Source organism: Streptomyces sp. CMB-StM0423, from assembly GCF_002847285.1.
Taxonomy (GTDB): Bacteria; Actinomycetota; Actinomycetes; order Streptomycetales; family Streptomycetaceae; genus Streptomyces.
On record NZ_CP025407.1, the window covers coordinates 4,729,205 to 4,747,573 of the forward strand.

The 18,369-nt window shown below is 74.8% G+C and carries 16 protein-coding genes and 1 pseudogene; 10 read left to right on the forward strand and 7 right to left on the reverse strand.

Annotated elements, in window-relative coordinates; genetic code table 11:
* Window positions 1–26 precede the first annotated feature (26 nt).
* The 3 genes from CXR04_RS20600 to CXR04_RS20605 all read left to right on the forward strand — a co-directional run bounded on the left by CXR04_RS20600 (window position 27) and on the right by CXR04_RS20605 (window position 1,562).
* Window positions 27–449 (forward strand): recombinase family protein, encoded by a 423-nt coding sequence (locus CXR04_RS20600; protein ID WP_101423815.1) that lies wholly within the window; start codon window positions 27–29, stop codon window positions 447–449.
* Window positions 446–643 (forward strand): hypothetical protein, encoded by a 198-nt coding sequence (locus CXR04_RS34920; RefSeq protein ID WP_159072364.1) that lies wholly within the window; start codon window positions 446–448, stop codon window positions 641–643. The genes CXR04_RS20600 and CXR04_RS34920 overlap by 4 nt, the downstream gene beginning before the upstream one ends.
* Window positions 644–743: 100 nt before the next feature.
* Window positions 744–1,562 (forward strand): SAM-dependent methyltransferase, encoded by an 819-nt coding sequence (locus tag CXR04_RS20605; RefSeq protein ID WP_199850498.1) that lies wholly within the window; start codon window positions 744–746, stop codon window positions 1,560–1,562.
* Between the two features lie 1,895 nt (window positions 1,563–3,457).
* On the opposite strand, the gene CXR04_RS20610 is transcribed toward CXR04_RS20605, so the two are convergent.
* Window positions 3,458–3,679: a DUF2277 domain-containing protein gene (locus tag CXR04_RS20610; RefSeq protein WP_101423816.1), complete on the reverse strand. Its 222-nt coding sequence runs from the start codon at window positions 3,677–3,679 to the stop codon at window positions 3,458–3,460.
* 72 nt (window positions 3,680–3,751) lie between these two features.
* Complete coding sequence (locus CXR04_RS20615) at window positions 3,752–5,194, reverse strand: hypothetical protein (protein ID WP_442802390.1); 1,443 nt, start codon at window positions 5,192–5,194, stop codon at window positions 3,752–3,754.
* Window positions 5,195–5,307: 113 nt separating this feature from the next.
* Here CXR04_RS20615 and CXR04_RS20620 point away from each other — a divergent pair, with 113 nt between their 5' ends.
* Both CXR04_RS20620 and CXR04_RS20625 read left to right on the forward strand, forming a co-directional pair.
* Window positions 5,308–6,579 carry a molybdopterin-dependent oxidoreductase gene (locus tag CXR04_RS20620; RefSeq protein ID WP_101423818.1) on the forward strand — a complete coding sequence of 424 codons (1,272 nt, stop codon included), beginning with the start codon at window positions 5,308–5,310 and terminating at the stop codon, window positions 6,577–6,579.
* Window positions 6,576–7,127 (forward strand): hypothetical protein, encoded by a 552-nt coding sequence (locus CXR04_RS20625; RefSeq protein WP_101423819.1) that lies wholly within the window; start codon window positions 6,576–6,578, stop codon window positions 7,125–7,127. The genes CXR04_RS20620 and CXR04_RS20625 overlap by 4 nt, the downstream gene beginning before the upstream one ends.
* Here the strand turns inward: CXR04_RS20625 and CXR04_RS20630 are convergent.
* The 3 genes and pseudogenes from CXR04_RS20630 to CXR04_RS20640 all read right to left on the reverse strand — a co-directional run.
* Window positions 7,015–8,067 (reverse strand): class I SAM-dependent methyltransferase, encoded by a 1,053-nt coding sequence (locus CXR04_RS20630; protein ID WP_234380367.1) that lies wholly within the window; start codon window positions 8,065–8,067, stop codon window positions 7,015–7,017. The two genes, CXR04_RS20625 and CXR04_RS20630, sit on opposite strands and share 113 nt — an antisense overlap.
* Window positions 8,064–8,852: a TIGR04282 family arsenosugar biosynthesis glycosyltransferase gene (locus tag CXR04_RS20635; RefSeq protein ID WP_234380369.1), complete on the reverse strand. Its 789-nt coding sequence runs from the start codon at window positions 8,850–8,852 to the stop codon at window positions 8,064–8,066. The genes CXR04_RS20630 and CXR04_RS20635 overlap by 4 nt, the downstream gene beginning before the upstream one ends.
* Before the next feature lie 299 nt (window positions 8,853–9,151).
* Window positions 9,152–9,829: pseudogene (locus tag CXR04_RS20640) on the reverse strand (glycosyltransferase family 2 protein); the annotation flags it as partial.
* A 124-nt stretch (window positions 9,830–9,953) separates the two neighbouring features.
* On the opposite strand from CXR04_RS20640, the gene CXR04_RS20645 reads away from it, so the two are divergent.
* Window positions 9,954–10,763 carry a response regulator transcription factor gene (locus CXR04_RS20645; protein ID WP_234380370.1) on the forward strand — a complete coding sequence of 270 codons (810 nt, stop codon included), beginning with the start codon at window positions 9,954–9,956 and terminating at the stop codon, window positions 10,761–10,763.
* On the forward strand, window positions 10,760–11,908 hold the full coding sequence (locus CXR04_RS20650) for a sensor histidine kinase (RefSeq protein ID WP_101423820.1): 1,149 nt from the start codon (window positions 10,760–10,762) through the stop codon (window positions 11,906–11,908). Before CXR04_RS20645 ends, CXR04_RS20650 begins: the two co-directional genes overlap by 4 nt.
* 40 nt (window positions 11,909–11,948) lie before the next feature.
* Here CXR04_RS20650 and CXR04_RS20655 read toward each other — a convergent pair whose 3' ends face one another.
* Window positions 11,949–13,001 (reverse strand): NAD-dependent epimerase/dehydratase family protein, encoded by a 1,053-nt coding sequence (locus tag CXR04_RS20655; RefSeq protein ID WP_101423821.1) that lies wholly within the window; start codon window positions 12,999–13,001, stop codon window positions 11,949–11,951.
* 155 nt (window positions 13,002–13,156) lie between these two features.
* On the opposite strand from CXR04_RS20655, the gene CXR04_RS20660 reads away from it, so the two are divergent.
* Window positions 13,157–14,566, forward strand: coding sequence for a family 2B encapsulin nanocompartment shell protein (locus CXR04_RS20660; RefSeq protein ID WP_101423822.1), 1,410 nt, complete (start codon window positions 13,157–13,159; stop codon window positions 14,564–14,566).
* A 63-nt stretch (window positions 14,567–14,629) separates the two neighbouring features.
* Here CXR04_RS20660 and CXR04_RS20665 read toward each other — a convergent pair whose 3' ends face one another.
* Window positions 14,630–17,068 (reverse strand): phosphoketolase family protein, encoded by a 2,439-nt coding sequence (locus CXR04_RS20665; protein WP_324842420.1) that lies wholly within the window; start codon window positions 17,066–17,068, stop codon window positions 14,630–14,632.
* Window positions 17,069–17,210: 142 nt separating this feature from the next.
* Between CXR04_RS20665 and CXR04_RS20670 the strand changes: the two genes are divergently transcribed.
* Entirely contained in the window at window positions 17,211–17,405 is a 195-nt protein-coding gene (locus CXR04_RS20670) for a hypothetical protein (RefSeq protein ID WP_027753143.1), read from the forward strand.
* A 185-nt stretch (window positions 17,406–17,590) separates the two neighbouring features.
* A complete protein-coding gene (locus CXR04_RS20675) occupies window positions 17,591–17,830 on the forward strand; it encodes a DUF397 domain-containing protein (protein ID WP_018835984.1) in 240 nt (79 codons plus the stop codon).
* The last annotated feature ends 539 nt before the right edge of the window (window positions 17,831–18,369 follow it).

The following is an 18,369-nucleotide window of genomic DNA, read 5'->3' on the forward strand; positions in this document are numbered from 1 at the left end:
CTGATCACCGACGACAGGTGAGCGTCATGGAAATCCCCACCCCGGGCACATCCACCCGGCCCACACTCGCGTTCCTCTACGACCGGCACGCCACACTCGCGACCGCCGCTCTGGACGAGCGCATAACGCGATGCCGCCGGTACGCCGTCGAGCGGGGCTGGGTGGTCGCCGGGGAGTGGGTCGACCGCGGGGATGCCGCGCTGACGAACTGGCCGCGGCCGCAGTGGGAGGCGATGACGTACGCCGTGCGGCAGGCCGCCGCCCGTGCCGTCTGCCTGGTGGACTCGTGGGACCGGATCAGCCGGGACCGGGAGGGCAGCGCGATCCTGCGGCTGGCCGTCCACCAGGCCGGTGGGTACTGCATGACCACCGGCGGCGAGAACGACCTCGAACTCGGCCACGGGCGGATCACCGTGACCGCGCCGCTACCGCGAAGGGCGCGGCCATGAGCGACGGTCCGTGGACGCGGATGGCGGATCCGGTTCAACTGCCCGACGCCTGGCCGCTCGTGGAGCCCGAGCCCGTCGGCGGGTGCGGGCGGTGTGCGGAGCTGGCCGCGGGGCGGAGGGCCGCGCGGTCGGTGGGGGATCTGTCCGCCGTCAGCGACGCCAACGTCCTCATCCGCAGACACCCCGGGCACTGAACTCCCGCCCCCTGGCACCCGGTACTCGCGCCAGGGGGCGGGCCCCCCGGTCCGTCTCCCGCTAGGTTGGGCCGCACAGACGCGAAGGAGGCGACTCCTCATGGACCACGATCCCCGTCCCGGGGTGGACACCGGTGTGGCGCACTCGGCTCGGGTGTGGAACTACCTTCTCGGTGGCAAGGACAATTACCCCGCCGACCGTGCCGCCGCCGATCAGTTCAAGGCCGTCTTTCCGCAGATCGTCGACATCGCCCGCGCCGACCGCGCGTTCCTCGGGCGCGCCGTGCGGTTCACGGCCGGGGAGGCGGGGGTGCGGCAGTTTCTCGACATCGGCACCGGGCTGCCGACGATGGACAACACGCACGAGGTCGCGCAGCGCGTCGCGCCCGAGGCGCGCATCGTGTACGTGGACAACGACCGGCTGGTCCTCGCGCACGCCCGCGCTCTCCTCACCAGCGCCCCCGAGGGCCGCTGCAGCTACATCGAGGCCGATCTGCGGCGGCCGGCGGACATCCTCGCCGGGGCGGCGAAGACGCTGGACTTCGAGGAGCCCGTCGCCGTCATGCTGCTGGGCATCCTGCACTTCGTGCGCGACTTCGACGAGGCGTACGGGATCGTCGCCCGGCTGCTCGACGCCGTGCCCTCCGGTAGTTTCCTGGTCGCGACGCACGCCACCATGGATCCCGCGCTCGCCGACGAGAGCGAACTGAAGGCCAACGCCGAGGCCCGGGAGGACTGGGACGAGCGGGCGGCGACTCCGCTGTTCCCGCGCGGTCCCGAGGAGTTCGGCCGCTTCTTCGACGGACTCGAACTCCAGGAGCCGGGACTGGTCTCCATGAGCCGCTGGCGCCCGGAGCCCACCGTGTTCGGCGAGCCCCCGAAGGTCCTGGGGCTGGCCGGAGTGGGGCGCAAACCGTAGCGCCGCGTGGGCCGAGGCCGCACGGAACGCGCGGGGGCTATGAGTCCTTGCGCGGAGGGCTGCCGTGGGTCGTGGAGGGCCCCGTTTCGCCGTCTCCCCGTACCCCCGTTTCGCCATCTCCCCTCCCGTACATCCCCTCACGCCCGCCCAAGGGTATGCGCCTGCTCTGACAGCGCGGGGGTAGTGGGGCGTTGAGCTGGTACGTCGTGTCTGTGCGGGCCGGGTGCGGGGGTACGGTGCCGGGGTGGCGGTGGTGCGTGGGGTGGGCCGGTGTACGGGGGTGTTGGTGAGGGGAGTGGCCGTGTCGTAAAGGCTCCCCCCGGGCCACCCCGCTGTTGAGTGTGCGGGCCTGCGTCCGGTGTCAAGGGCGTCCCTTCCGCTTCGCTTCAGGGACGTCGCTTCGCGATGGGGCTTCGCCCCACCCCTGACACCGGACTCCGGCCCGAAAGACCGGCGGCTATGGGTGGCCCGGAGGGAGCGGGCACCCTAACACTGCGCTACGAAGGCGGAGCCCCGCGGACGGGGGCCGGGCCGCCGGGCGCCGGGCCCTCCCCGATCGCCGATGCCCCGGCCGACGTGGCCCGGCAACCGGAGGCGGGGCTGCGGTGTTCGCGGGTGCCCGCGGTGGACAGGGCTGGGCTGCCGGGAGTTGAGCCGGCCCGGATCGCGACGCCCCGGCAGACGGGGGCCGGAGTGCCGGAGGCGAGCCTGCCTGGATCGCCGACGCACCCACCCGGCCGTGGCCCGCCACTGACCACCCGGGCGGCGCGAAATGCGTACCGCGGAGACGAACTCGCGGTAACCCATCCTTGAAATCGGCCTAAAACGCCCACCGAGTCCGACTTTCGCGCACCCGGGCACGCCAACGGTCGCCCAGGTCGCCACGCATGAACGCAACCGGGACGAACTCGCGATAGCCCGCTTCCACGAATCGACTTAAATCGCCCATCGAGTCAGGCTTTCGCCCGTCCGTACGCACTCGCGGGATGCGGGCGGGTCGGTCGCGCCTCAGGCCACTCCAAACGGAGGAAACCGGGCCGAACTCGCGGTAACCCACGCCCAATACCAGCCCAAATCGCCCAGGGGGCCAGGCTTTCGCCCACCCAGGTGCACCCACTGGCCTTGAGGCGGGCCGCCGACACCCAAGGCGACTCCGAACGACCGCAACCGAGGCAAAGTCACGGCAATGGGCCCCGCGAAACGGAACAAATCACCCCCACGGTCCGACTTTCGCCCACCCCTGCACGCGGCGGCGACGGCGACCTGACAGACCCCAGTTCCGTAGGCCCGCCCCACGTCCGCCGGGAACCTCGGCGATCGGGGAAGACCCGGCGTCCGGCGGCGCGGCCCCGGTCCGGCGGGGGCATCGGCGATCGGGCCCGGCCGTCTCCGTCTTCCCCCGTAGGCCGGGACCTCGGCGAGCGGGGAGGGCCCGGCGCCCGGTAGCCGCCGCCCCGTCGGCGGGGCACGGCATCCGTAGCGCAGGGTTAGGGTGCCCGCTCCCTCCGGGCCACCCATAGCCGCCGGTCTTTCGGGCCGGAGTCCGGTGTCAAGGGTGGGGCGAAGCCCCATCGCGAAGCGACGTCCCTGGAGCGAAGCGGAAGGGACGCCCTTGACACCGGACGCAGGCCCGCACACTCAACAGCGGGGTGGCCCGGGGGGAGCCCCAGCGACACGGCCACTCCCCTCACCGACACCCCCGACACGGGCCCACCCCACGCACCACCGCCACCCCGACGCCGCACCCCCCGCACCCGGCCCCACCCCCACGACGTACCAGCTCAACGCCCCGCTACCCCCGCGCTGTCAGACCAGCCGCATACCCTTGGGCGGGCGTGAGGGGGGACGGACCGGGGCCTGTACAAACCGCACCAGCCTGCCGCCGATCCCCGCTCTTACGCCGCCCCCTTGCCGCCCCGGACGACGAGTGAGTCCAGCAGTTCGTGCGTCACCGCGGCGATCTCCTCCACCGCCTTGTCGAACGCCTCGGCGTTGTGCGGCGCGGGGTGGCGGAATCCGGAGATCTTCCGTACGTACTGCAGAGCCGCCGCCCGCATGTCGTCCTCGGTGACGGTGTCGGCGAACGGGGGGCGCAGGGTCTTGATGCTTCGGCACATATGTACGACGGTACGCCGTTCATGTGACATCCGGCCGGGGCCGCGACCGGGACCCGGACGAGGGCCGACGCCCTACCAGCTCGTGATCAGCAGATGGTTCACGACCAGCGCCACCACCGCCTGCGCGCCCAGCCAGGCGCGGTGGTCCCGGGCCGGGAGCAGGGCGGCGGCCGGCAGCAGCCAGAGCGTGAACGGCAGCCAGATCCGCTCCGTCTCCGCCTTGCTGAGCCCCGAGAGGTCCGCCGCCACGAGGCACGCGAGCCCGGCGACCGCCATCACGGCCACGGCGTACGCGCACGGGCGCGCCGAGCGCCGCCGCCAGGCGGTCCGTACGGCGCGGCGCGTCCCCGCCACCGCCGCGAGCCCCGCGCTGAGCGCCGCGACCGCCAGGTTCGCCCACACCCAGTAGCCGTACGGGCGCTCTCCGCCGAAGCCCTGGTAGTAGCGCTCGTGCAGCAACTCGTACCCCTCCCACCACCAGAAGCCCGCCGCCGTGAACGCCACCGCGACCGGCAGCGCGCCCGCCACCGCCCACGGCACCGTCCGCAGCACCGCGCCCCGCCGTCCGCCGCGGGCGGCGTAACCCAGCACCGCCGCCACCGGCAGCACCAGCAGCGTCAGCCCGTACGAGAGGTACACCGCCCACCCCAGCAGCAGCCCCGCACCCGCCGCCGCCACCGCGGGCCGCCGGGCCCTCCCCGTCGCCGCGAGCGCCAGCAGCGCCAGGCCCCACGCGGCCACCGCCGCGAAGTAGCCGTCCGCCGACACCCCGGCCCAGACCGCCCAAGGACCCAGCACCAGGAAGGGCGCCGCGCGCCGCGTACGCTCCTCGCCGCCCAGCGTCCGCAGCGTCACCAGCACCCCGACCGCCGCCGACCCGCCCACGGTGATGCAGAAGACCGCGGCCCACGCCCCGCCGCCCAGCCCCGCCCGGTCCAGGCCGACGAAGGTGAGGATCGCGGCGGGCGGGTGCCCGGCGATGTGCGCGGGCCAGTTGTCGGGGGTCTGGATGAGGATGTGCTCGGTGAAGGTCCGTACGGCGTGCCCCAGGTCGGCGAAGCGGGCGACGGTCTCGGGCCGGGCGTACTCGTTCGGCGCCGTCAGTTGGTCCGCGACGCCCTCCTGCCAGCCGTCGACCAGCGCCAGCGACCAGATCCACGCCATGCCCGCCGTCCAGGTGGCGAGCAGCAGCCGCCGCCACGGCAGCCGGTCGGCGAGCGGCGGCCCGTACGCGACGACGGCTGCGGCCACGGCGAGCGCCGCGGGGGTGCCGGGGCCGTAGTGCGGCAGCCAGACGGCGGACAGGGGCGGGAAGCGTACGTGGAGGATGTCGTAGCCGTTGATGGCCCGCCCGGCCACGACGGCCGCGGCGATCGCCGCGGCGGCGAGGACGGCGGCGAGGAGGTCCCAGCGGCGCCCGGCGGCGGGGGCGGCGACGGCGGTCCCGGCCCCCGTCCCGGCTCCGGGGGCGGGCACGGCTCCAGCGGCGGGCGGCCGGGTGGGCGAGGAGGTCACGCCGTCACGCTAGGCAGCCGCGGGGCGCCCGCGCCGGGAACGCGCGGCGACGTCACGCTTTCGTCAGGAGTCGGTGCGGTGATACGGGCGTATCCCCGGCCTACGGTCGGTCCATGTCCGCCGTACGCCCGCCGGCCCCCCGCCCCGGCACCGCCCCGGGACCCGGCCTGCCCCCGCCCGGCCCGTTCCGCCCCGCCTTCTGGCGCAGCCCGCTGCGCGGCCCGTGGTTCACCGCGCTCCTGGGCACGGTCCTCCTCGCCGGCCTGCCCCTGATCCTGCTGACCGGCTTCCTGTCGTACGCCGCCTACAACCCCGACCTCCCCGGTAACGACACCACCTCCGGCAAGGGCCTCCTCGGCTTCTACCTCTTCTCCTGGCCCACCGACCCGTACTGGCTCTACCGCCTCAACCAGGGCGTCCACGTCACCCTCGGCGTCGCCCTCGTCCCCGTCCTGCTGGCGAAGCTCTGGTCCGTCCTGCCGCGCCTCTTCGCCTGGCCGCCGCTGCGCTCCGCCCGGCACGCGCTGGAGCGCGCCTCGACGCTGCTGCTGGTGGGCAGCGGGCTCTTCGAGTTCGCGACCGGCATCCTCAACATGCAGCTCTTCTACGTCTTCCCCGGCTCCTTCTACACCCTCCACTTCTACGGCGCCTGGGTGTTCCTCGGCGCCCTCGCCGTCCACCTCGCCACCCGCGTGGGCAAGCTGCGCCGCGGGCTGCACGACCGGGGCATGGACGAGCTACGGGCCGCAGACCCCGCGCCGCCGACGATCTCGCGGCGCGGGGCGGCGGCCCTGGTGGGCGCGGGGTCGCTGGGCCTGGTCGCGGTCACCGCGGGGCAGAGCATCGGCGGCCCGCTGCGCCGCACCGCGCTGCTCGCCCCGCACGGCGGCGCGGACCCGGGCGAGGGGCCGAACGGCTTCCAGATCAACAAGACCGCCGCGGACCTCGGCATCGAACCGGCCGACATCGGCGAGCGCTGGCGCCTGGTCGTACGCGCCGGAAACGGCCGCCCCAGGGTGCTCACCCGGGCGGAACTGCTGGCGCTGCCGCAGCACACGGCGGCGCTGCCGATCGCGTGCGTGGAGGGCTGGTCGACGGACGACCAACTGTGGCGCGGTGTCCGGCTCGCGGACCTGGCCGCGCTGGTGGGCGCGGGGGAAGGGGACGGGGTGTTCGCGGAGTCGGCGCAGCAGAAGGGGGCGTTCCGTGCGGCGTCGCTGCGGGCCAACCAGGTACGCGATCCGCGGTCGTTGCTGGCGCTCCACGTCAACGGCGCGGCGCTGTCCCGCGATCACGGGTACCCGGCGCGGATCATCGTCCCGGCGAACCCGGGGGTGCACAACACGAAGTGGGTCACGAGGCTGACGTTCGGGGAACTGCCGTGAACCCGGGCCGGCCGGAGAGCGGAGCGGGCGGGTCGAGCGGCACGGGCGGATCGCGTACGGAACGGGCTGCCCCCGGGCCCGTACGCCGGCTGCTCGCGCCCGGGCCGCTGCCCACCCTCGCCCTCCTCCTCGCCTCCTTCGCGCTCACCGGCTACGCCGGTGTCCGCCTCTTCGGCAAGGACCCCTTCGGCGTCGCCCTGTGGCTGGCCGGTGCGGCGGTGCTGCACGACCTGGCGCTGCTACCCCTGTACTCGCTCGCCGACCGCGGCGCCCAGCGCGTCCTGGGCCCGCGGCTGGTGAACTACGTCCGCTTCCCGGCCGCCGTCTCCGGGCTGCTGCTGCTCGTCTACTTCCCGCTCATCACCCGCCAGGTGGGCCGCTACGAGACCATCACCGCGCTGCCCGCCGACGCCTTCCTGCACCGCTGGCTGCTCATCACCGCCGCGCTGTTCGCGGCGTCGGCTCTGGTGCTCGCAGCGCGGCGAACCGTCGCCCGCCCGCGGTCCAGCGGTCCTCCTCCCGCCAGCGGCCCGCCGCCGCGTACCTGAGCAGGGCGGGCAGCCCGACCCGGGCCCAGGGGAAGGGGGCACGGTCGGGGCGGGGGCCCTCGGCGGGGCCGCGGGCTCCGTGGGTTCCGTCCGTGACGTGGACGTGCACGCGTTCGTCCACGTCGTCGTCCGCGGCGACCTCCACGACCAGCCGCCCGCGCGGGCGCAGCAGCGCGGCGGCGCGGGCGAGGAGTGCGGCGGGGTCACCGCCGATGCCGACGTTGCCGTCGACGAGCAGCGCGGTGCCCCAGCGGCCCTCGCCGGGCAGCGGCTCGAACACCGACCGGCGCAGCGCGGCGGCGCCCCGCGACCGGGCGTGCGCGACGGCCTCGGAGCTGACGTCGACGCCGAGCGCCGGCCGCCCCAGCGCGGCCAGCGCGGCGACGAGGCGGCCGGGCCCGCAGCCGATGTCCAGCACGGGCCCGGTGCACCGGCGCAGCACGGTCACGTCACCCCCGTCGGGCACCCCGCACCACCGCTCCACGTCGAGCGGCAGCAGCCATCCGTCGCGCCGCCGGAGGAAGAGCGGCCCGGCACCGCTGCGCAGGGCACGGGCGTAGGGGCCGGCGCGGTCCCAGGGGTCGTCGGGGACGTCGAGGCGGGGCGGGGGAGTCGCGGGGTGGGATGTCGCGGGGTCCGGCGGGGCGGTGGCGGGGCGTGGGCCGTACGGGCCGGCCGCGGGCTTCCGGGTGGGCGGGGTCTGGCCCGGGGAGCTTGCGCCCGGTCCGGCTGTTCCGGCGGGTGTGCCGGGGGCGGCGGCCGCGGCGGAGCGGGGGTCCGGTGGCGGGGCGGGGTGTGGGTCGTACGGGCCGGGCGTCCGCCGTGCGGCGGGCCGGGCGGCGGGCGCCCGGCCCGTGTCGGCCGCGGCCGTCCCCGGCCGTGCGTCGGTCCCGGCAGCCGGGGCGGGTTCGGGTGAGCGGCGGGGTGGGGGCGAGGTCATCCGGCGGCTCGGTCGAGTGCCGCGTTGTCCGCCGCCGCGGGGCGCATGGCCGCGTCGCCCGGTGCCACGTGGTCCGAAGCCGCGTCGGCCAAGGCGGCGTCGCCCGGTGCCGCGTCGGCGGGTGCGGTGGCCGCGCCACCCGCGCGGGCCCAGGCGTCCAGGCGGTGGGCCGTGGCCGCGAAGCGGCTGCCCGGGGCGGCGGCTTCTGCGACCCTCGGCACGTCCGCCGGGGTGTCCACGTCCCGTAGCGGCGGCAACTCCCGTACGCGCAGCCCCGCCTCACGCAGCCGGCGGTGCTGCGCCGCGCCCGTGTGCGGCGTCGACATCGGTACGCCCCGCAGCAGTTCCGGGTCCGGCCGGGCCAGTCCCAGCGCCCAGAAGCCGCCGTCCGGCGCCGGGCCGAGGTAGGCGTCGCAGGCCGACCAGGCGTCGTCGGCCAGGGCGGGCGCCAGCAGGGCGGCGGTGAGTTGCGGGGTGTCCATGCCGACGAGCAGCGCCGGCCCCGTACAGCCGCCGAACGCGGCGGCCAGCCGCTCGTCGAGCCCGCCGGCGGCCTGCGGTACGACGGTGAAGCCGGGCGGCAGCCAGGCGCCGGGAGCGCCGTCGAGAATGAGCACGCGGCGCCGGGCGGGCAGGTCCCGTACGACGGCGAGGGTGTCGGCCAGCGCCGCCTCCGCGAGCCGGGCGGCTTCCGCCGGGGTGTACGCGGGGGTGAGCCGGGTCTTGACCCGGCCGGGCCGCGGCTCCTTGGCGATGACGAGTACGGTGACGCCCCCGCCGCTCACCGCCGGCCCCCCGCGCCCCGGCCGGCCGCGGCGACACCGCCGCCGGAACGACGTACCGTCCCGCCGGCCCCGGACGTCCGGGTACCGGCGCCGTCGCTCTGCGGACGGCCGGAACCCGACCGGGGTCCCGCCCCGAAACCGGAGGCCGGCCCCGAGCCCGGGGCAACGCCCGTACCCGCGCTCGCGCCGCCGCCACCCGTGCCCTCACCCGACCTCGCCCCGGCAGCCGTCGTTCCCCCGGCTCGCCCGCCCGCGTCCGAAGGGGTACCCGTACCGGCACCCGCGCCCTCCTCCGGTGCCGCTCGCAGGACATCCGGTGCCGGCCGCAGGTCGCCCCGCAGGACGCCGCTCATGTCGTGGACCGCCTGCCACGTCCCCCGCCACGTCCCCGTCACCTTCGACTTCCCCGTCCGCGGCGCGTACGGCACCGGCAGCTCCGCGATCCGCCACCCCGCGTCCGCGGCCCGTACCACCGTCTCCAGCGGGTACCCGCTGCGCCGGTCCGCCACCCCGAGGTCCAGCAGCGCCGCCCGCCGGGCCGCCCGCATCGGGCCCAGGTCGTGCAGCCGCACCCCCGTGCGGCGGTACAGCATCAGGCCCAGCGCCGCGTTGCCCGCCCGGGCGTGCAGGGGCCACGCCCCGCGCGCGGTGGGGCGGCGGCGGCCGAGGACGAGGTCCGCCGTGCCGCCGGTGATGCGGTCGGTGAGCAGCGGCAGCAGGCCGGGGTCCAGCGAGCCGTCGCAGTCGCAGAAGCAGACCAGCTCGGCCGTGGCCGCCGCGAGGCCCGCCGCGCAGGCGGCGCCGAAGCCGCGCCGCGGCTCGTGCACGACGGTGGCGCCGAGCGCGCGGGCGAGGTCGCCCGAGCCGTCCGTGGAGCCGTTGTCGACCACGATCGCGCGCCAGCCGGCGGGGATCCGGGCCAGCACCCGGGGGAGCGCGGCGGCTTCGTCCAGACAGGGGAGTACGACATCGGTCATGGCCACCACCCTACGAGCGCAAAAGCCGCATAGCGGACGCACGGTTCTTACGAATCACGGACGTCGCCCGCCGCCATCCGTTCGGCCCCCGCCCACCGTCACCCGGCCGTGCCACGCTGGCGCCATGGACATCGTCCCGCCCGCCAGGACCGGGCCGCCCGGCCGTCCGGCCCGCGTGCTCGTCGTCGACGACGACCCCACCGTCGCCGAGGTCGTCGCCGGCTACCTCGACCGCGCCGGCTACGCCGTCGACCGCGTGCCGGACGGCCCGCAGGCGCTGGCCGCCGCCGCCTCCGCGCGCCCCGACCTCGTCGTGCTCGACCTGATGCTCCCCGGCATGGACGGCCTGGAGGTCTGCGCGAAGCTGCGCGCCACCGGACCCGTACCGGTGATCATGCTCACCGCCCGCGGCGACGAGGACGACCGCATCCTCGGCCTCGAACTCGGCGCCGACGACTACGTCACCAAGCCCTTCAGCCCCCGCGAGCTGGTGCTGCGCGTGGAGTCCGTGCTCCGCCGCAGCCGCGCCGCGGCGCCCCGCGGCGGCGAACTGAGCGGCGCCGGGCTCACCTTGGACCCCGCGGCGCGCCGGGCCGCCAAGCACGGGGCCGAGCTGGCGCTGACCCTGCGGGAGTTCGACCTGCTCGCCCACTTCCTGCGGCACCCGGGGCGGGTGTTCGGGCGGGAGGAGCTGATGCGGGAGGTGTGGGGCTGGGAGTTCGGCGACCTGTCGACGGTGACGGTCCACGTACGGCGGCTGCGCGGCAAGGTCGAGGACGACCCGGCCAGGCCGCGGCTGATCACCACGGTCTGGGGCGTCGGCTACCGCTTCGACACGGCGGTACGGGACGGGGCGTACGACGGCGAGAACGCCCCGGAGCACGGGACCGCCCCCGATTCCGAACACGGCAACGCCCCAGGCGGCCGCCCGTGAACGACATCCTCCTCATGGCCGCCTTCGCCTTCCTCGGCGCCGCCGTCGCCGGCCTCCTCGGCGCCGTCGCCCTGCGCCTGCTGCGCAACCGCTCCCTCGTCGTCTCCGTCTCCGTCGTCGCCGCGACCGCCGTCACCGCCATGCTGCTGGGCACCCTCGCCGTCGCCCGCGAGATGTTCCTCTCCGGACACGACCTCACCGTCGTCAGCATCGTCTGCCTCATGGCCGCCGTCGTCGCCCTCGCCACCGCCGTGCTGCTCGGCCGCTGGGTCGTCGCCCGCAGCAACGCCCTGGCCGCCGCGACCCGCTCGTTCGGCCATGCCTTCGACGCGGGCGGCTCCTTCGCGCCCCCCGCGGGCGGCGCGACCGCCGAACTGGCCGCGCTGAGCCGGGAGCTGGCGGCCACCGCCGAGCGGCTGGCGCAGTCGCGGCAGCGGGAGCGGGCGCTCGACGCCTCGCGGCGCGAGCTGGTCGCGTGGATCTCGCACGACCTGCGTACGCCCCTGGCCGGGCTGCGCGCCATGGCGGAGGCGCTGGAGGACGGCATGGCCGCCGACCCCGGGCGCTACCACCGGCAGATCCGCGCGGAGACCGAGCGCCTCGACGCCATGGTCGGCGACCTCTTCGAACTCTCCCGCATCCACGCGGGCGCCCTCGCGCTCGCGCCCACCCGGATGTCGGTCCACGACCTCGTCGGCGACGCGCTCGCGGGCGCGGATCCGCTGGCGCGCGAGCGCGGCGTACGGCTCGTCGGCGAGCCGCCGGAGCCGGCGGCGGCGGTGCCGGTGGAGGTCGACGGCAAGGAGATGACCCGGGTGCTGGGCAACCTCCTCGTCAACGCCATCCGCCGCACCCCCGCGGACGGCACGGTCGCGGTCACCGTCGCGGTCCGGGAGCGGGAGGGCGCGGCGGTCGTCGTCTCCGTCACCGACCAGTGCGGCGGGATCCCGGAGGAGGACCTGGCGCGGGTCTTCGACACGGGGTGGCGCGGCAACCACGCCCGTACGCCGGTGCCGCCCGCGGGAGCCGGGCTGGGGCTCGCGATCGTGCGGGGGATCGTGGAGGCGCACCGCGGGCGCGCCGAGGTACGCAACGTGCCGGGCGGCTGCCGCTTCGAGGTCACCCTGCCGGCGGCCACCGGCTGACGATGCACGGTCCCCTTCCCCGCAGCCACCGGCCGACGCCTCAGGGCGCCGCCCCCAGCGGCGACTTCGCGAACTCCGTCACGCCCTCCGCGAACCCCACCACCGGCCGCCACCCCAGCTCCGCCCGCAGCCGCGCCGAGTCCGCCGTGATGTGCCGTACGTCCCCGAGCCGGAACTCGCCCGTGACCCGCGGCGCGGGCCCGCCGTACGCGGCGGCCAGCGCCGTCGCCAGCTCGCCGACGGTGTGCACGTCCCCGCTGCCCGCGTTGTACGCCGTGAGCGCCGCCGGCGCCGCGCCGTCCTCGTCCCCGTACACCGCCTCCAGGGCCCGGACGTTGGCCTCCGCGACGTCCCGTACGTGGACGAAGTCCCGCCGCTGCGCCCCGTCCTCGTACACCCGCGGCGCCTCGCCGCGCGCCAGCGCCGAGCGGAAGAAGGAGGCGACGCCGGCGTACGGGGTGTCGCGGGGCATCCCCGGGCCGTAGACGTTGTGGTAGCGCAGCGACACCGCACGCGCGCCGGTGACGCGCGCCCACACGCCCGCGACGTGCTCCTGCGCCAGCTTCGTCGCCGCGTACACGCTCCGCGGGTCCACCGGCGCGTCCTCGGCCACCAGACCCGGGGCCAACTCCGCGCCGCAGCACGGGCACCGCGGCTCGAAGCGCCCGTCCGCGAGGTCCGCCGCCGCCCGCGGCTGCGGCCGTACGGCGCCGTGCGCGGCGCAGTCGTAGCGCCCTTCCCCGTACACGACCATCGACCCCGCCAGCACGAGACGCCGCACCCCCGCGTCGGCCATGGCGGCGAGGAGCACGGCGGTGCCGAGGTCGTTGACGCCGACGTACGCGGGCGCGTCCGCGAAGTCCTCGGTGAGGCCGACCATCGCCGCCTGGTGGCAGACGGCGTCCGCGCCGGCGAGCGCCGCCGCGACGGCGTCGCGGTCCCGCACGTCGCCTTGGAGGTACGCGTCGCACGTACGACCGGGCGGTCCCCCGTCCCGTACGTCCAGCACCACCGCCTCGTGCCCCCGCTCGGCGAGGGCGGAGACCACGTGCGATCCGATGAACCCGGCGCCGCCGGTGACGAGTACGCGCATGCCGGCGAGCCTAGGGTCGCCGGCGGCGGCGGGCGGCGACTGCCACGCCCACCGTCATACTCCGGTAAGAGCCAGCCCTATCCAGGAATCAAGACAGATATTCCTACTCTTTCGAGCGATTGCTGGCGCTTTGCCCGAAGCCTAGCTTCGGTGCCATGACGACCTCGCCAGAAGAAACGTCCGCGTCCGTCGAACTCCCCGCCCGGCTCAGCCTCGACACCGCCGCCGCGCGGAACCTCACGACCACCACCAAGACGCCCCCGCAGATGCAGGGGATCTCCTCCCGCTGGCTGCTCAAGGCGCTGCCGTGGACGGAGGTCAAGGGCGGTGCGTACCGGGTGAACCGGCGCCTCACCCACACGCTCGGCGACGGACAGGTCGAGTTCACCTCGGTCGGCGGCGAGGTGCGCGTCATCCCGCAGGAGCTGCGCGAGCTGCCGCAGTTGCGCGCGTTCGACGACGAGGAGGTGCTGTCGGCGCTGGCCGACCGGTTCGAGCAGCGGGAGGTCGCGCCGGGGGACGCGGTCGTGTCCGCGGGCGCGGCGGCGGACCAGGTGGTGCTGGTCGCGCACGGGCGGCTGGAGCGGGTCGGCGCCGGGAAGTACGGGGACGAGACCGTCCTCGGCCTCCTCGCCGACGGCGACTACGTCGGCGGGGAGGTGCTCCTGGAGGCCGACGGCACCTGGCCGTTCACGGTGCGGGCCCAGACCCGCGGCACGGTGCTGGTCCTCGCCCGCTCCGCGCTCGACGAGCTGCTGGCGCAGGCGGCGGGGCTGCGCGAGCACCTGGAGGCGTTCGGCTCCATCCCGCAGCAGCGGCAGAACAGCAAGGGCGAGGCCGAGATCGAGCTGGCCTCGGGCCACCACGGCGAGGCGGACCTGCCGGGCACGTTCGTGGACTACGAGCTGACGCCCAGGGAGTACGAGCTGGAGGTCGCGCAGACGGTGCTGCGCGTCCACAGCCGGGTCGCCGATCTGTACAACGACCCGATGAACCAGGTCGAGCAGCAACTGAGGCTGACCGTCGAGGCGCTGCGCGAGCGCCAGGAGCACGAGCTGATCAACAACCGCTCGTTCGGCCTGCTGCACAACGCCGACCTCAAGCAGCGCATCCACACCCGCTCGGGCCCGCCCACGCCCGACGACCTGGACGAGCTGATCTCCCGCCGCCGGCAGACGCACGTGCTGCTGGCGCACCCGAAGGCGATCGCTGCCATCGGCCGGGAGTGGAACAAGCGCGGCATCTACCCGCCGCGTACGGAGTACCTGGGCAGCGAGGTCAACAACTGGCGCGGCATCCCGCTGCTGCCCTGCAACAAGATCCCGGTCACCCGGGAGGGGACCAGCTCGGTGATCGCGATGCGGCTCGGCGAGGCGGACCAGGGCGTGGTGGGGCTGCACCAGACGGGGCTGCCGGACGAGATCCGGCCGGGGATGAACGTCCGCTTCATGGGGATCAGCGACAAGGCGATCATCTCGTACCTGGTGAGCGTCTACTTCTCCGCGGCGGTGCTCGTCCCCGACGCGCTCGGCATCCTGGAGGACGTGCAGATCGGCGCCAACTGACCCGTACGCGAAGGCCCCCGGCCGGCCCGGCGACCGCGCCGGCCGGGGGTCCTCACCGCTTCCTCAGCCCGGCCAGGTCCAGTTCGCCACCTCCGGCAGGTCCGTGCCGTGCTCGCGGATCCAGGCGTGGTGCCTGCCGCGTACGTCCTCCATCCGCTGCCGCACCGCCGCCGCCCGCACCGCCAGGCTCGGCACGCGGTCGATGACGTCCATCACCAGCCGGTAGCGGTCGAGGTCGTTGCGCACGACCATGTCGAAGGGGGTGGTCGTGGTGCCCATCTCCTTGTAGCCGCGGACGTGCAACTGGTCGTGTCCCGAGTGCCGGTAGGCGAGCCGGTGGATCAGCCACGGATAGCCGTGGTAGGCGAAGATGACCGGGGTGTCGCGGGTGAACACCGAGTCGAACTCCCGGTCCGTCATCCCGTGCGGATGGTCCTCGTGCGGCATCAGCCGGGCGATGTCGACGACGTTGACGACCCGTACCACCACCTCCGGCAGATGCTCGCGCAGGAGCGCCGCCGCGGCCAGCACCTCCTGCGTCGGCACGTCCCCGGCGCACGCCAGCACCACGTCCGGCGCCTCGCCGGGGCGTTCGGTGCCGGCCCACTCCCAGATGCCGACGCCGCGCAGGCAGTGCGCGCGGGCCTGCTCCAGCGTCAGCCAGTCGAACGACGGCTGCTTGCCGGCGACGACGACGTTGACGACGTCGCGGGTACGCAGCACGTGGTCGGCCACGCACAGCAGGGTGTTGGCGTCCGGCGGCAGGTAGACCCGTACGACGCCGGGGCTCTTGTTGAGGATGTGGTCGACGAAGCCGGGGTCCTGGTGGCTGAAGCCGTTGTGGTCCTGCCGCCAGACGTGCGAGGTGAGCAGGTAGTTGAGCCCGGCGACCGGCGCCCGCCAGGGCTCCTCGTGCGCGGTCTGGATCCACTTGATGTGCTGCGCGGCCATGCTCGCCACGATGTGCGCGAACGCCTCGTACGACGAGAACAGCCCGTGCCTGCCGGTGAGGACGTACCCCTCCAGCCACCCCTGGCACAGGTGCTCGGAGAGCACCTCCATGACCCGGCCGTGCGGCCCGTGGTGCTCGTCGGTCCGCTCCGTCTCGGCCTGCCACGCCCGGTCGGTGACCTCGAACAGCTCCTGGAGCCGGTTGGACGCGGTCTCGTCCGGGCCGAAGACGCGGAAGTCGCGGCGCTCCGCGGTGTCGGCCATCACCTGCCGCAGCATGGCGCCGAGCACCCGGGTCGGCTCGTGCATCCGGCCGCCGGGCCGGTCGACGGCGACGGCGTACGTCTCGGGCCCGGGTAGCGGCAGCGCGCGCAGCAGCCGGCCGCCGTTGGCGTGCGGGTTGGCGCCGAGGCGGCGGTCGCCGTGCGGTACGCAGGCGAGCACCTGCGGGCTCGGCCTGCCGTCGGCGCCGAAGAGCTTCTCCGGTTCGTAACTGCGCAGCCACCGCTCCAGCTCCGCCAGGTGCGCGGGGTTCTCGCGCACCTCGGGCAGCGGCACCTGATGGGCGCGCCAGGTGCCCTCGACCGGGGTGCCGTCGACGTCCTCGGGCCCGGTCCAGCCCTTGGGGGTGCGCAGCACGATCGCCGGCCAGCGGGGGCGCCCGCGCAGGCCGCCGCGGGCGCGGGCGGCCTGCTGGAACTCGGCGATCCGGTCGAGGGCCGTGTCCATCGCGTCGGCCATGTCGCGGTGGACGCGTGCTGTGTCCTTGGGGGAGGAGCCGCTGCTGACGTGCAGCGGCTCGTGGCCGTAGCCGCGCAGCAGCTCGTCCAGCTCACGCTGGGGGATGCGGGAGAGCACGGTGGGGCCGGCGATCTTGTAGCCGTTGAGGTGCAGGATGGGCAGCACGGCGCCGTCGTACGCGGGGTCGAGGAACTTGTTCGCGTGCCACGACCCGGCGAGCGGCCCGGTCTCCGCCTCGCCGTCGCCGATGACGCAGGCCGCGACGAGCCCGGGGTTGTCGAAGGCGGCGCCGTAGGCGTGCGCGAGCGAGTAGCCCAGCTCGCCGCCCTCGTGGAAGGAACCGGGGATCACGGGCGCGACGTGGCTCGGCGTCCCGCCCGGGAAGGAGAACTGCCGGAACAGCCGCGCCATCCCGGCGGCGTCGCGCGAGACGTCTGGGTGCACCTCCCCGTACGAGCCGTCGAGCCACGCGCCGGCGTAGACGGCGGGGCCGCCGTGTCCCGGGCCCCAGACGCAGACGGCGTCGAGGTCGCGGGCGCCGATGACGCGGTTGAGGTGGGTGTAGACGAGGTTGAGGCCCGGGCAGGTGCCCCAGTGGCCGAGCAGCCGCGGCTTGATGTCGGCGGGCGTCAGCGGCTCGGTGAGCAGCGGGTTGCGGGTGAGGTAGATCTGGCCCGCGGCCAGGTAGTTGAGGGCGCGCCAGTGGGCGTCGAGGTCGGCCAGCTCCTGCTTCTTCATCGTCGTCCCATCGACGAAGGGGGCGGTAGGGCGGTACGGCCAAGTCTTACGGCCCGGGGGCGCGCCCACCACCCGACGGGGCGCGACGCGCGCCCGCCAGCCCCGGACGGCCCCTCTATCACCCGGATGGCGGGCACGCTTCGCGCGGAATGGGGGGTACAGGTGGGACAGACTGCCACGTATGTGGACGGCGAACCCGGGGACCGGTGATCAGATGGCCGTGTCGGTGTCGGTCGTGCTGCTGCTCTTGGTGCTGGCCGTGGTGTTTCTGCGCAGCGGTTCGCTGAAGACCTCGCACGCGGTGGTCTGCGTGCTCCTCGGCTTCTATCTGTCCGGCACCACCGTGGCCCCCACGATCCAGTCCGGTCTGGAGGCCACGGCGAACGTGGTGAGCAGCATCCGGCCGTGAATGTGGCCGCACCGGGAACTATTCGGTAGCGCCTTGCACGTTGAACCCCCGGGGATGACCTTGGTGGGTGCCTGATTGGAATCAAGCGCGCACGCTGTGTGCGCGTGCATTTGCGCGTGCACCTAGCCGCCAACACAGCTATGATCCCCGACAGTTGACATTGGCAACCACCTTGGAGAAGCGCTGTGGCCCACGCATACAACGGCATTGCGGCCAGAGATCTTCACGGCGCCGCCTGGCAGAAGAGCCGGCACAGCAACTCGCAGGGTTCCTGTGTGGAGTTCGCCAGGCTTCCCGGCGGCGAGATAGCCGTTCGCAATTCCCGATTTCCCGAAGGACCCGCCCTCGTCTACACCCGTGCCGAGGTAGAGGCGATGCTGCTGGGCGTCAAGGACGGAGAGTTCGACCATCTCATAGTTGACTGACACCCCCCTATTCCCGGCTGCATCGCCCGCTTCGCCATCGGCGGCGTGACACCGCGGCCGGCCGTCATCCGGATCCCGGCTGAGATATCGCCCACAGTAGGCGTTGATCGCGGCACGTCCGTCGATCCGCACAGAATGCGATCGCTTCCTTTCCGTCCGCGAACAGTCCCGGAGCGTCAATCACCCGGTATCCAGGGCGCGGCGAAGAGCGGTCGTCGCCGCGCGGCAGTTCCGCCTCCGGCACTCCGGCCCGGACGTTGGCGACCCCGCGTCGCGCGCCGCCGCGCCGTCGGTGACGGGCCCGGAGGCCGGCACCGCGTTCCACGAATCGTTCAGCGGGGGCGACTCGGGGACCGCGCGGCGGGCAGGGGCGAGGAGTGCGCGCCGGCGTGCCCGTAAGCCCGCGTGGATCCCCGGGCGTTGGCGGTCCCGCCACCCGCACGCCACCGCACGGCGGCGCGCCACGTCCGTCCGTACACGGGGTTCAGAAGCGGGCAGGGGCCGGCGATCGGTCCGGGGCGGGTGCGGGTGCCGTACGG

Excerpts from the sequence above, each read along its gene's own strand:
- CXR04_RS20600 (WP_101423815.1), top strand. The coding sequence starts at position 27 with ATGGAAATCCCCACCCCGGGCACATCCACCCGGCCCACACTCGCGTTC.
- CXR04_RS34920 (WP_159072364.1), top strand. The coding sequence starts at position 446 with ATGAGCGACGGTCCGTGGACGCGGATGGCGGATCCGGTTCAACTGCCC.
- CXR04_RS20605 (WP_199850498.1), top strand. The coding sequence starts at position 744 with ATGGACCACGATCCCCGTCCCGGGGTGGACACCGGTGTGGCGCACTCG.
- CXR04_RS20610 (WP_101423816.1), bottom strand. The coding sequence starts at position 3,679 with ATGTGCCGAAGCATCAAGACCCTGCGCCCCCCGTTCGCCGACACCGTC.
- CXR04_RS20620 (WP_101423818.1), top strand. The coding sequence starts at position 5,308 with ATGTCCGCCGTACGCCCGCCGGCCCCCCGCCCCGGCACCGCCCCGGGA.
- CXR04_RS20630 (WP_234380367.1), bottom strand. The coding sequence starts at position 8,067 with ATGACCTCGCCCCCACCCCGCCGCTCACCCGAACCCGCCCCGGCTGCC.
- CXR04_RS20645 (WP_234380370.1), top strand. The coding sequence starts at position 9,954 with ATGGACATCGTCCCGCCCGCCAGGACCGGGCCGCCCGGCCGTCCGGCC.
- CXR04_RS20655 (WP_101423821.1), bottom strand. The coding sequence starts at position 13,001 with ATGCGCGTACTCGTCACCGGCGGCGCCGGGTTCATCGGATCGCACGTG.
- CXR04_RS20660 (WP_101423822.1), top strand. The coding sequence starts at position 13,157 with ATGACGACCTCGCCAGAAGAAACGTCCGCGTCCGTCGAACTCCCCGCC.
- CXR04_RS20670 (WP_027753143.1), top strand. The coding sequence starts at position 17,211 with ATGGCCGTGTCGGTGTCGGTCGTGCTGCTGCTCTTGGTGCTGGCCGTG.